At 55.2% G+C, this 12165-nt stretch carries 15 protein-coding genes; 13 read left to right on the forward strand and 2 right to left on the reverse strand.

Annotated elements, in window-relative coordinates:
• Nucleotides 1-23: 23 nt before the first annotated feature.
• Nucleotides 24-437: a lipoprotein YedD gene (yedD, locus tag WC1_RS10085; protein WP_003030454.1), complete on the reverse strand. Its 414-nt coding sequence runs from the start codon at nucleotides 435-437 to the stop codon at nucleotides 24-26.
• Between the two features lie 125 nt (nucleotides 438-562).
• Between yedD and yedE the strand changes: the two genes are divergently transcribed.
• Together yedE and yedF are read left to right on the forward strand one after the other, a co-directional pair.
• On the forward strand, nucleotides 563-1828 hold the full coding sequence (yedE, locus tag WC1_RS10080) for a selenium metabolism membrane protein YedE/FdhT (protein ID WP_085951577.1): 1266 nt from the start codon (nucleotides 563-565) through the stop codon (nucleotides 1826-1828).
• Nucleotides 1825-2058 carry a sulfurtransferase-like selenium metabolism protein YedF gene (gene yedF / locus WC1_RS10075; protein ID WP_000790504.1) on the forward strand — a complete coding sequence of 78 codons (234 nt, stop codon included), beginning with the start codon at nucleotides 1825-1827 and terminating at the stop codon, nucleotides 2056-2058. Before yedE ends, yedF begins: the two co-directional genes overlap by 4 nt.
• Nucleotides 2059-2113: 55 nt before the next feature.
• Here the strand turns inward: yedF and fliE are convergent, their stop codons facing one another.
• Nucleotides 2114-2428: a flagellar hook-basal body complex protein FliE gene (gene fliE / locus WC1_RS10070; RefSeq protein WP_003030448.1), complete on the reverse strand. Its 315-nt coding sequence runs from the start codon at nucleotides 2426-2428 to the stop codon at nucleotides 2114-2116.
• Between the two features lie 216 nt (nucleotides 2429-2644).
• Here fliE and fliF point away from each other — a divergent pair, with 216 nt between their 5' ends.
• The 11 genes from fliF to fliP all read left to right on the forward strand — a co-directional run bounded on the left by fliF (nucleotide 2645) and on the right by fliP (nucleotide 12160).
• Nucleotides 2645-4318, forward strand: coding sequence for a flagellar basal-body MS-ring/collar protein FliF (fliF, locus tag WC1_RS10065; RefSeq protein WP_003839087.1), 1674 nt, complete (start codon nucleotides 2645-2647; stop codon nucleotides 4316-4318).
• Nucleotides 4311-5309 carry a flagellar motor switch protein FliG gene (fliG, locus tag WC1_RS10060; RefSeq protein ID WP_003030443.1) on the forward strand — a complete coding sequence of 333 codons (999 nt, stop codon included), beginning with the start codon at nucleotides 4311-4313 and terminating at the stop codon, nucleotides 5307-5309. The genes fliF and fliG overlap by 8 nt, the downstream gene beginning before the upstream one ends.
• Complete coding sequence (fliH, locus tag WC1_RS10055) at nucleotides 5302-6009, forward strand: flagellar assembly protein FliH (RefSeq protein ID WP_003030441.1); 708 nt, start codon at nucleotides 5302-5304, stop codon at nucleotides 6007-6009. Before fliG ends, fliH begins: the two co-directional genes overlap by 8 nt.
• Nucleotides 6009-7379, forward strand: coding sequence for a flagellar protein export ATPase FliI (gene fliI, locus WC1_RS10050; protein WP_003030440.1), 1371 nt, complete (start codon nucleotides 6009-6011; stop codon nucleotides 7377-7379). The genes fliH and fliI overlap by 1 nt, the downstream gene beginning before the upstream one ends.
• A gap of 21 nt (nucleotides 7380-7400) precedes the next feature.
• On the forward strand, nucleotides 7401-7844 hold the full coding sequence (gene fliJ, locus WC1_RS10045) for a flagellar export protein FliJ (protein ID WP_003839084.1): 444 nt from the start codon (nucleotides 7401-7403) through the stop codon (nucleotides 7842-7844).
• Complete coding sequence (gene fliK / locus WC1_RS10040) at nucleotides 7841-9055, forward strand: flagellar hook length control protein FliK (RefSeq protein WP_016150553.1); 1215 nt, start codon at nucleotides 7841-7843, stop codon at nucleotides 9053-9055. The genes fliJ and fliK overlap by 4 nt, the downstream gene beginning before the upstream one ends.
• Before the next feature lie 104 nt (nucleotides 9056-9159).
• Nucleotides 9160-9627 carry a flagellar basal body-associated protein FliL gene (gene fliL / locus WC1_RS10035; protein WP_003030435.1) on the forward strand — a complete coding sequence of 156 codons (468 nt, stop codon included), beginning with the start codon at nucleotides 9160-9162 and terminating at the stop codon, nucleotides 9625-9627.
• 4 nt (nucleotides 9628-9631) lie between these two features.
• The gene (gene fliM, locus WC1_RS10030) at nucleotides 9632-10636 is read left to right on the forward strand and encodes a flagellar motor switch protein FliM (protein ID WP_003030434.1); all 1005 of its coding nucleotides are present in this window, start codon (nucleotides 9632-9634) and stop codon (nucleotides 10634-10636) included.
• Nucleotides 10633-11046, forward strand: coding sequence for a flagellar motor switch protein FliN (fliN, locus tag WC1_RS10025; RefSeq protein ID WP_003030433.1), 414 nt, complete (start codon nucleotides 10633-10635; stop codon nucleotides 11044-11046). The genes fliM and fliN overlap by 4 nt, the downstream gene beginning before the upstream one ends.
• Nucleotides 11046-11423, forward strand: coding sequence for a flagellar biosynthetic protein FliO (gene fliO, locus WC1_RS10020; protein ID WP_155849120.1), 378 nt, complete (start codon nucleotides 11046-11048; stop codon nucleotides 11421-11423). Before fliN ends, fliO begins: the two co-directional genes overlap by 1 nt.
• On the forward strand, nucleotides 11423-12160 hold the full coding sequence (gene fliP / locus WC1_RS10015) for a flagellar type III secretion system pore protein FliP (RefSeq protein ID WP_003030427.1): 738 nt from the start codon (nucleotides 11423-11425) through the stop codon (nucleotides 12158-12160). The genes fliO and fliP overlap by 1 nt, the downstream gene beginning before the upstream one ends.
• The last annotated feature ends 5 nt before the right edge of the window (nucleotides 12161-12165 follow it).

Below are 12165 nucleotides of genomic sequence, written 5' to 3' on the forward strand. Positions count from 1 at the left end.
CAGAGGCTACCGGGGCGTACGGTTTATGGCAGCGGTGTGGCCAGCGGCGTTTTCTTTAACGCGTCAGCACATTCCTGCGTCGGGCGATCCACCCGTTGCAGCGTCATACCGTCATATTCCAGCGTATTGCCTTCGCGTTCGATCTCATACAGTTCGCGTTTCACCGTCACGTTGGTGAGATCGCCAGAGAGCATCGTCAGTTTCCCCGGCAGCGCGATCACCCGCTGCCACTGGCGACAATCCAGCGTATCGCCCTCTTTCGTTATCACCAGGCTGGCAATCGCTTCCGGGCTTACCAGACTGCGTTGCGGACCTTTTGACTGCCAGTATCCTTCCAGACCGGCTGGCGCTGGCGTTTTCACCACGTCGTTATAATTTTCTACTTCGGCGCATCCGGTAAGCGCCAGAAATACACCAACGATTGCTAATTTTTTCATCATTCATCCTGCATGCGAAGAAAATGGGATTGTGGCATTAAAGGCCTGATGTCGCCAGCCTTTCGGCAGCGTTGAGAAAGATTGATCCAGACGGTATTACCTCTTATTACTCATAGTCAAAAATTATGAACGGTGTAGTATCCACACTTCTTGTTACATACCTTCTGAGTTCAGAGGCGCAACGCATGTCATGGCAACACTTCAAACAGGCCTGGTTAATTAAATTTTGGGCCCCCGCCCCTGCGGTCATCGCAGCGGGTATTCTCTCCACTTATTATTTCGGCATTACGGGAACCTTCTGGGCCGTTACCGGTGAATTCACCCGTTGGGGTGGGCAAATCCTGCAACTGTTTGGCGTGCACGCCGAAGAGTGGGGATACTACAAGCTGATTCATCTCGAAGGCTCGCCCCTGACCCGCATTGACGGCATGATGATCCTCGGTATGTTCGGCGGCTGTTTTGCTGCCGCGCTGTGGGCTAACAACGTCAAGTTACGCATGCCGCGCAGTCGGGTGCGCATTATGCAGGCGATTGTTGGCGGGATGATCGCCGGATTCGGCGCCCGGCTCGCGATGGGCTGCAACCTGGCCGCATTCTTCACCGGCATTCCACAGTTCTCGCTACATGCCTGGTTTTTCGCGCTGGCAACGGCAATCGGCTCATGGTTTGGCGCACGCTTTACCCTGCTGCCGATGTTTCGTATTCCGGTCAAAATGCAGAAAGTCTCCGCCGCTTCGCCGTTGACGCAAAAGCCGGATCAGGCCCGTCGCCGTTTCCGCCTTGGCATGCTGGTGTTTATCGGCATGATCGGCTGGGCGCTGCTCACCGCGATGGATAAACCCAAGCTCGGTCTGGCGATGCTATTTGGCGTTGGGTTCGGTCTGCTGATTGAACGGGCGCAAATCTGCTTCACCTCCGCCTTCCGCGACCTGTGGATTTCCGGTCGCACCCATATGGCAAAAGCAATCATCTTCGGGATGGCGGTCAGCGCCATCGGTATCTTTAGCTACGTGCAACTGGGCGTCGAGCCTAAAATCATGTGGGCGGGTCCAAATGCGGTGATCGGCGGCTTGCTGTTCGGCTTTGGCATCGTTTTAGCGGGCGGATGCGAAACCGGCTGGATGTACCGCGCCGTTGAAGGCCAGGTGCATTACTGGTGGGTTGGTCTGGGCAACGTTATTGGCTCGACCATTCTGGCCTACTACTGGGATGATTTTGCTCCCGCGCTTGCCACCAACTGGGACAAAGTGAATCTGCTCAACACCTTCGGTCCACTCGGCGGTCTGCTGGTAACCTATCTGCTGTTGTTTGCCGCGCTGATGCTCATTATCGGCTGGGAAAAACGCTTCTTCCGTCGCGCAGGGCTAACGCCTGCCAAGGAGTCTGTATGAAAAATATCGTGCCTGATTATCGCCTCGATATGGTCGGAGAACCGTGTCCATACCCGGCTGTCGCCACGCTGGAAGCGATGCCGCAATTGAAGAAAGGTGAAATTCTGGAAGTGGTGAGCGATTGCCCGCAGTCAATCAACAATATTCCACTGGATGCGCGTAATCACGGCTATACGGTGCTGGATATTCAGCAGGATGGTCCAACGATCCGCTATTTGATTCAGAAGTAACTGGTTGCCGGATGGCCGCTGCGCTTATCCGGCAAACAATCTCTGCACGTTAAACCTACACCTGCATCGACATCACTTCCTGATACGCCGACACCAGTTTGTTACGTACCTGAATACCCATCTGCATTGATACCGACGCTTTTTGCATATCGGTCATCACATCATTCAGCGCAATACCCGGTTCACCGAGGGTAAATTTCTCAGCCTGCGTACGGGACGCGGTTTGCACATCGCTGATCCTGTCTAACGCCGCATGCAGTTGACCGGCAAAACTCACGGTCGGTTGTGGCTGCATATCCTGCATTTTTGCTGACATCGCCGTGGCTTGTAACTGGCTGATGACCCCTTCAATCCCCTGTATTGCCGACATTCTGATCCCCTGGATGATTTTTTACTTAGCTGAGATTACCAGTTAGTCAATAAGATAAAGGCGTTAAATAACGATAAAAAACCACGGTTTTTAACGCATAGAAAAATTCGAAACCGCAAATAATGAGACCGTCAATTTTTCGAGTTTGCTGACCCGGGAGTGAGTCTTGTTCCACTTTGCAAAAAACGCCGTCCACGATAAGCCACGAGGTGCGAGATGAGTGCGACAGCATCGACTGCAACCCAGCTTAAACCTCTCGAGTGGTTAAACCGCCTGCGCGCGAATCCCAGAATTCCTCTGATTGTGGCGGGAGCCGCTGCCGTCGCTATCATCGTGGCGATGGTCCTGTGGGCCAAAACACCTGACTACCGCACACTGTTCAGCAACCTATCCGATCAGGATGGTGGCGCGATTGTCACCCAACTGACGCAGATGAACGTTCCCTATCGTTTTACTGAGGGAAGCGGTGCTATAGAAGTTCCTGCCGATAAAGTTCACGAATTGCGGTTACGTCTGGCACAACAAGGTCTGCCGAAGGGCGGCGCCGTTGGCTTTGAGCTGCTGGATCAGGAAAAGTTTGGTATTAGCCAGTTTAGCGAGCAGGTCAACTACCAGCGTGCGCTGGAAGGTGAATTAGCCCGTACCATTGAAACGCTGGGACCGGTAAAACGCGCCCGCGTGCATCTGGCAATGCCAAAACCGTCGCTGTTTGTGCGTGAGCAAAAAGCACCTTCAGCCTCCGTGACCGTTAACCTTGAACCTGGCCGCGCACTGGATGAAGGTCAAATCAGTGCGGTCACGCATCTGGTTTCCAGCGCTGTTGCAGGCTTGCCGCCGGGCAACGTTACGCTGGTCGACCAGGCGGGTCATCTGTTAACTCAGTCGAACACCAGCAGCCGCGATCTTAACGATGCGCAGTTGAAATACGCGAGCGATGTCGAAGGGCGCGTTCAACGTCGTATCGAATCGATCCTGTCGCCGATTGTCGGCAACGGTAACGTACATGCGCAGGTCACCGCGCAACTGGATTTTGCTAATAAAGAGCAAACCGAAGAACAGTACCGTCCAAACGGTGATGATTCCCAGGCCGTGCTGCGTTCACGCCAGTTAAACGTCAGCGAGCAGATCGGGAGCGGAGCGCCAGGCGGCGTACCGGGCGCATTGTCTAATCAACCAGCACCGGCTAATACCGCGCCAATCGCCACCCCTCCGGCTAATCAGCAAAATGCGCAAACCACGCAAACGGCAAATAACAACAATAATGCTGGTCCACGCAGTACGCAGCGTAATGAAACCAGCAACTATGAAGTCGACCGTACCATTCGCCACACCAAAATGAACGTCGGCGATGTACAGCGTCTCTCGGTTGCAGTGGTGGTCAACTATAAAACGTTGCCGGACGGTAAACCTCTGCCGTTAACCGCCGATCAGATGAAACAGATTGAGGACCTGACCCGCGAAGCGATGGGCTTCTCCGACAAGCGTGGCGATACCCTGAACGTGGTGAATTCACCCTTCACGGCGACCGACGATTCCATTGGCGAACTGCCGTTCTGGAAACAGCAGGTCTTTATTGAACAGTTGATGACCGCTGGCCGTTGGTTGCTGGTGCTGCTTGTTGCCTGGATCCTGTGGCGTAAGGCTGTTCGCCCGCAGTTGGTTCGCCGCAGCGAAGAAGCAAAAGCGGTACAAGAACAAACGCGTATCCGTCAGGAAACCGAAGAAGCGGTAGAAGTTCGCCTCAGCAAAGACGAACAAACCCAGCAGCGTCGTACGAATCAACGTCTGGGTGCAGAAGTGATGAGCCAGCGTATTCGTGAAATGTCAGATAACGATCCGCGCGTCGTGGCGCTGGTCATTCGCCAGTGGATGAGTAACGATCATGAGTAATGCCCTTACCGGTACCGATAAAAGCGTCATCCTGCTGATGACCATTGGCGAAGATCGCGCGGCTGAGGTGTTTAAACATCTTTCCACGCGCGAAGTTCAGGCGCTCAGTACAGCGATGGCGAACGTACGCCAGATCTCCAACAAACAGTTGACGGAAGTGCTGGCCGAGTTTGAGCAAGAAGCAGAACAGTTTGCCGCGCTGAATATCAACGCCAACGAATATCTGCGCTCCGTGCTGGTGAAAGCGCTGGGCGAGGAACGCGCCTCCAGCCTGCTGGAAGATATTCTGGAAACCCGCGATACCACCAGCGGCATTGAAACGCTCAACTTTATGGAACCACAAAGCGCCGCCGACCTTATCCGCGACGAGCATCCACAGATTATCGCCACCATTCTGGTGCACCTCAAACGGGGCCAGGCCGCCGATATTCTGGCGCTGTTCGACGAGCGTTTACGTCACGACGTGATGCTGCGTATCGCCACCTTCGGCGGCGTGCAGCCTGCCGCGCTGGCAGAACTGACCGAGGTACTGAACGGTCTGCTCGATGGTCAGAACCTCAAGCGCAGCAAAATGGGCGGCGTGAGAACGGCAGCAGAAATTATCAACCTGATGAAAACTCAGCAGGAAGAAGCGGTTATTACCGCCGTACGCGAATTCGACGGCGAGCTGGCACAGAAAATTATCGACGAGATGTTCCTGTTCGAAAACCTGGTGGACGTCGACGATCGCAGTATCCAGCGCCTGTTGCAGGAAGTGGATTCCGAATCGCTGCTGATTGCCCTGAAAGGTGCCGAACAGCCGCTACGCGAGAAGTTCCTGCGCAACATGTCGCAACGTGCTGCCGATATTCTGCGCGACGACCTTGCCAACCGCGGCCCGGTGCGTTTGTCGCAAGTGGAAAACGAACAGAAAGCCATTCTGCTTATTGTGCGTCGTCTGGCGGAAACCGGCGAGATGGTGATAGGCAGCGGCGAGGATACCTATGTCTAACGAACTGCCGTGGAAAGTCTGGACTCCGGACGACCTCGCCCCACCGATGGCGGAGTTCGTACTGGCCGACCACAGCGAAACGCCGCTGTCAGAAGAAGCTGAAGAGCCACAGCTTTCCGCAGAGCAACAGCTTGAACAGCAGCTCGCACAGCTGCAAATGCAGGCCCATGAGCAAGGGTATAACGCGGGGCTGGCGGAAGGTCGACAAAAAGGTCACGAACAAGGCTATCAGGAAGGTCTGAGCCAGGGGCTGGAGCAAGGCCAGAACCAGGCGCGAGCACAGCATGCGCCGATCCATGCCCGCATGCAGCAGCTGGTGAGTGAGTTTCAGAATACGCTGGACGCGCTGGATAGCGTCATTGCCTCGCGACTGATGCAAATGGCGCTGGAAGCTGCCCGTCAGGTGATTGGTCAGACGCCAATCGTGGATAACGCGGCGCTGATTAAGCAAATCCAACAGTTATTGCAACAGGAACCGCTGTTTAGCGGTAAACCGCAGCTGCGCGTACATCCGGACGATCTCCAGCGTGTGGAGGAGATGCTCGGTGCCACTCTCAGCCTGCACGGCTGGCGGCTACGCGGCGATCCCACGCTGCATCACGGCGGTTGTAAAGTCTCAGCTGATGAAGGCGATCTGGATGCCAGCGTCGCCACGCGCTGGCAAGAACTCTGCCGTCTGGCAGCGCCGGGAGTCGTGTAATGACCACTCGCCTGACTCGCTGGCTCAATACGCTGGACAACTTCGAAGAGAAAATGTCACTGCTGCCTGCGGTGCGTCGTTATGGTCGCCTGACCCGCGCAACCGGGCTGGTGCTGGAAGCCACGGGGTTACAGCTGCCGCTCGGTGCCACCTGCGTCATTGAACGTCAGGACGGCAACGAAACCCAGGAGGTCGAAAGCGAAGTCGTGGGCTTTAACGGTCAACGTCTGTTTCTGATGCCGCTCGAAGAGGTCGAAGGCGTTCTGCCCGGCGCACGCGTATACGCGAAGAACATTGCCGGAGAAGGTCTGCAAAGCGGGAAGCAATTACCGCTTGGCCCTGCTCTGCTGGGTCGTGTGCTGGACGGTAGCGGCAAACCGCTCGACGGACTGCCCGCCCCGGATACCACCGAAACCGGCGCGCTGATTACACCGCCGTTTAACCCCCTGCAACGCACCGCAATTGAACACGTCCTGGATACCGGCGTACGCCCCATCAACGCGTTGTTAACCGTTGGCCGCGGCCAGCGTATGGGGCTTTTCGCCGGTTCCGGCGTCGGTAAAAGCGTCCTGCTCGGCATGATGGCGCGCTATACCCAGGCCGATGTTATCGTCGTGGGTCTGATTGGCGAGCGTGGTCGCGAAGTTAAAGATTTTATTGAAAATATTCTCGGCGCTGACGGTCGCGCACGCTCGGTAGTGATTGCCGCTCCGGCGGACGTCTCGCCGCTGTTACGTATGCAAGGCGCGGCCTACGCCACGCGCATCGCCGAAGATTTTCGCGATCGCGGACAGCATGTATTGCTGATTATGGACTCCCTCACCCGCTACGCGATGGCACAACGTGAGATAGCCCTGGCGATCGGCGAGCCACCGGCAACCAAAGGTTATCCACCCTCAGTATTCGCTAAGTTACCGGCGCTGGTCGAACGGGCCGGTAACGGTATCCACGGAGGCGGTTCAGTCACCGCGTTTTATACGGTACTGACCGAGGGTGACGACCAACAGGACCCGATTGCCGATTCCGCGCGCGCGATTCTGGACGGTCACATTGTGCTGTCTCGTCATCTGGCCGAGGCGGGTCACTATCCGGCCATCGATATTGAAGCCTCGATCAGTCGCGCCATGACCGCGCTCATTAGTGAAAAACACTATGCACGGGTGCGTAACTTTAAACAGTTGCTGTCCAGCTTCCAGCGTAACCGCGATCTGGTCAGCGTAGGAGCGTATGCGAAAGGCAGCGATCCGATGCTGGATAAAGCCATAGCCTTATGGCCGCAGCTGGAAGCATTCTTACAGCAAGGTATTTTTGAACGGGCTGACTGGGAAGATTCTCTACAAGCTTTGGAACTGATTTTCCCTGGTGTGTGATTAAGCAGGAGAGCATAGGTCATGGCACAACATGGTGCATTAGCAACATTGAAAGACCTGGCTGAAAAAGAGGTAGATGACGCTGCTGTCTTATTGGGAGAGATGCGTCGTGGCTGTCAGCAGGCGGAAGAACAGTTAAAAATGCTGATCGATTATCAGCATGAGTATCGCAACAATCTGAATACCGATATGGGCCAGGGTATTACCAGCAATCGCTGGATCAATTACCAACAATTTATTCAGACGCTGGAAAAAGCGATTGAGCAACATCGCCAACAGCTCAATCAATGGACACAGAAAGTAGACCAGGCATTGAACAGTTGGCGCGACAAAAAACAACGATTACAGGCGTGGCAGACGTTGCAGGACAGACAAACCTCGGCGGCGTTACTGGCCGAAAACCGTCTGGATCAGAAAAAAATGGATGAATTTGCTCAGCGCGCAGCTATGAGGAAACCCGAATGATTACTTTACCCCAACTGATTACCACCGACACCGATGTAGCCGCAGGTCTTCAGTCAGGCAAAGCGGTAGATTCACCCGAGGATTTTTTAGCGCTACTGGCTGGCGCATTAGGTGCGGGCGACGCACAAGGTAAAGACGCCCCGCTGTCGCTTGCCGACTTACAGGCGGCCAGCAGTAAGCTGCAAAAAGGGTTGCTGCAAAAAAATGGCGATGCCACACCGTCGGTCAAATTAACCGATCTGCTGGCGCAACAGGAGCTGCAAACCGAGACTTCTCTTGCCGACATGACTGACGCTCAGCAACTGTTGTCCGCTCTCACGCCTTCACTGAAAGCGAATGCCCTGACGACACTGGGCAAAGTCGCACAGCAGGACGAAAAAAACACTACGCTGAGTGATGACGATCTCGCCAACCTGAGCGCGTTGTTCGCCATGCTGCCAGGACAACCACTGGCTACGCCTGCCGTCGACAGCGCACCAGCCCCTGTTGATGCGGCGCTTTCCGCATTGTCACGAGGCGCGGTACACGGCGCGGCGACTGATAATGCAGACGAATTACTGCCGGGCGATGCCAAAAAAGGCAAAGCGGATGTCACGATTGCTGGCGGTGGTGCTAATCAGGCAAACAATCCAACATTAACCCCGCTGACGGCAGCAGTGAACGCCAGAGCTGAAATCGACAGCACCCCGTCACCGACCAGCATTGGCATGACTGCGGCCCCGCTAAGTGGTCCACAAACACATGCACAACCGTTACCGACGGCCGCGCCGGTGTTAAGCGCTCCGTTAGGTAGCCATGAATGGCAGCAATCGCTGAGCCAGCACGTCACCTTGTTCACGCGCCAGGGCCAGCAAAGCGCAGAGCTGCGTCTGCATCCGCAGGACCTGGGTCAGGTACATATTTCGCTCAAGCTGGACGATAACCTCGCACAGTTACAAATGGTTTCACCGCACAGTCACGTGCGCGCCGCACTGGAAGCCGCATTACCGATGCTGCGTACACAGTTGGCTGAAAGCGGGATCCAACTGGGGCAAAGCAACATCAGCAGTGAAAGCTTCGCTGGCCATCAGCAGTCTTCCGGACAGCAACAGCAGTCTGGTCGCGCTCAAGGACAAGACATTTTTGCCGCTGAAGATGACGCAATACTGGCAACCCCAGCCTCGCTGCAAGCCACTGCCCGCGGCGATGGCGCAGTAGACATCTTCGCCTAACGCCAGAGGTAGCATGATTATCCGCGTCTTTTCCACGCTTTGTCGTGGACAGGACACGGGATAATCAGCCCATAAGCTGTACCGAAACAGGAAGCCCGTATCTGATGACTGACTCCGCGATTAACAAAAAAAGTAAACGCGCTATTTGGATCCCTCTGCTGGTATTAATTACCCTCGCCGCCTGCGCAACTGCAGGTTATAGCTACTGGCGCATGCAGCAGCAGCCTTCCGCCAGCGTCAAAGCGGAACCGGCTCCACCGCCAGCCCCGGTGTTCTTTGCGCTGGATACCTTTACCGTCAATCTGGGTGATGCAGACCGTGTGCTGTATATCGGTATCACACTGCGCATGAAAGATGAGGCGACACGTTCACGTCTTAACGAATATCTGCCGGAAGTGCGCAGCCGCTTGCTGCTGCTATTTTCTCGTCAGAATGCGGCCACACTCGCCACCGAGGAAGGTAAGCAACAGCTGATTACCGCCATCAAAGAGACGCTGGCGACTCCGCTTGTTGTTGGACAACCGAAACAGGTTGTCACCGACGTTCTTTATACAGCTTTTATTCTGCGGTAAAGACATGGGCGACAGTATTCTTTCTCAGGCAGAAATCGACGCATTGCTGAACGGCGATAGCGAAACCAAAGACGAACCCATTTCAGGTATCGCAAAAGAAAGCGATATTCGTCCTTATGATCCCAACACTCAGCGTCGCGTAGTACGTGAGCGTTTACAGGCGTTGGAGATCATTAACGAACGCTTCGCGCGCCAGTTCCGTATGGGGTTATTTAACCTGTTGCGCCGTAGCCCAGATATTACCGTGGGGGCGATCCGTATCCAGCCTTACCACGAATTTGCGCGCAACTTGCCGGTTCCGACCAACCTGAACTTAATCCACCTGAAGCCGCTGCGCGGTACGGGTCTGGTGGTGTTCTCACCAAGTCTGGTATTTATCGCCGTAGACAACCTGTTCGGTGGTGACGGTCGTTTCCCGACGAAAGTGGAAGGCCGCGAATTTACGCACACGGAACAGCGCGTTATCAACCGCATGCTGAAGCTGGCGCTGGAAAGCTACAGCGACGCGTGGAAGGCCATCAACCCACTGGAAGTGGAATACGTCCGTTCTGAGATGCAGGTGAAATTTACCAATATCACCACCTCCCCGAACGACATTGTGGTGAACACCCCGTTCCACGTTGAAATTGGCAACCTGACCGGTGAATTTAACATCTGTCTGCCATTCAGCATGATTGAGCCGTTGCGTGAGCTGCTGGTGAATCCGCCGCTGGAAAACTCGCGTAATGAAGATCAGAACTGGCGCAATAATCTGGTGCGTCAGGTTCAGCATTCTGAGCTGGAGCTGGTGGCAAACTTTGCCGACATTCCGCTGCGGCTATCCCAGATTTTAAAACTGAAACCCGGCGATGTACTGCCGATTGAAAAACCCGACCGCATTATTGCTCATGTGGACGGCGTGCCTGTGCTGACCAGCCAGTATGGCACTGTAAACGGTCAGTATGCGTTACGCGTAGAACATCTGATAAACCCGATTTTGAATTCGCTGAATGAGGAACAGCCCAAATGAGTGATATGAATAATCCGTCCGATGAGAACACTGGCGCATTGGACGATCTGTGGGCTGACGCGTTAAACGAGCAAAAAACCACGCCCACCAAAAGTGCGGCCGATGCGGTATTCCAGCAGTTAGGTGGCGGCGACGTCAGCGGTGCTTTGCAGGACATCGACCTGATCATGGACATTCCGGTCAAACTGACCGTCGAACTGGGCCGTACCCGCATGACCATCAAAGAGCTGCTGCGCCTGACGCAGGGGTCGGTTGTCGCACTGGATGGTCTGGCAGGCGAACCGCTGGATATCCTGATCAACGGTTATCTGATTGCCCAGGGCGAAGTCGTCGTGGTCGCGGATAAATACGGTGTGCGTATCACTGACATTATCACCCCGTCTGAACGTATGCGCCGTCTGAGCCGTTAATCATGAATACCCAGGCTACCGTTTCTGAACCCGCCGCCGTTCCCGGTTCACCGCTGGTGCAGGTAAGCGGCGCGCTGCTCGGGATCATCGTCTTGATCCTGGCGGTGGCCTGGGTCATTAAACGTCTGGGATTTGCCCCCAAAAGTGCCGGTACTCGCGGGCTGAAAGTCGCAGCCAGCACCTCATTGGGTCCACGTGAGCGCGTGGTGATTGTCGAGGTCGAAGATGCCCGTCTGGTACTGGGTGTCACAGCCTCGCAGATTAACGTCCTGCACACCCTGCCCCCGGCACCTGCCGATGCAGAAGAAAAAACGGCCTCCCCTGCGGATTTCCAGGCCATGATGAAGAGTTTGCTTAAGCGTCCTGGGAGATCCTGATGCGCCGTTTGTTATCCCTCACGCTGGCAGGCTTGTGGCTTTTCAGTCCCGTTGCCCTCGCCCAACTCCCGGGTCTGGTTAGTCAGCCATTGCCGGGCGGCGGACAAAGCTGGTCTTTGCCCGTGCAGACACTGGTGTTCATCACCTCGCTGACGTTCCTGCCTGCAATTTTGCTGATGATGACCAGCTTCACCCGCATCATCATTGTTTTCGGTCTCCTGCGAAATGCGCTGGGTACCCCCTCTGCACCACCTAACCAGGTGCTACTGGGCCTGGCGCTCTTTTTGACCTTTTTCATCATGTCGCCGGTGATCGATAAAATCTACGTCGACGCATATCAACCGTTCAGCGAAGAGAAGATCTCCATGCAGGAAGCTATGGAGAAAGGCGCCCAGCCGCTGCGTGAGTTTATGTTACGCCAGACCCGCGAAGCCGATCTGGCCCTCTTCGCGCGCTTAGCAAACAGCGGTCCATTACAGGGACCAGAAGCCGTGCCGATGCGAATTTTGCTACCCGCTTATGTCACCAGTGAGTTGAAAACAGCATTCCAGATAGGTTTTACCATTTTTATTCCGTTTCTGATTATCGACCTGGTGATCGCCAGCGTACTGATGGCGCTCGGGATGATGATGGTACCGCCAGCCACAATCGCGTTGCCGTTTAAGCTGATGCTGTTTGTGTTGGTAGACGGTTGGCAGCTACTTGTCGGTTCGCTGGCACAAAGCTTTTACAGTTAGAGGCG

Source organism: Citrobacter sp. KTE30, from assembly GCF_000398825.1.
GTDB lineage: Bacteria > Pseudomonadota > Gammaproteobacteria > Enterobacterales > Enterobacteriaceae > Citrobacter > Citrobacter freundii.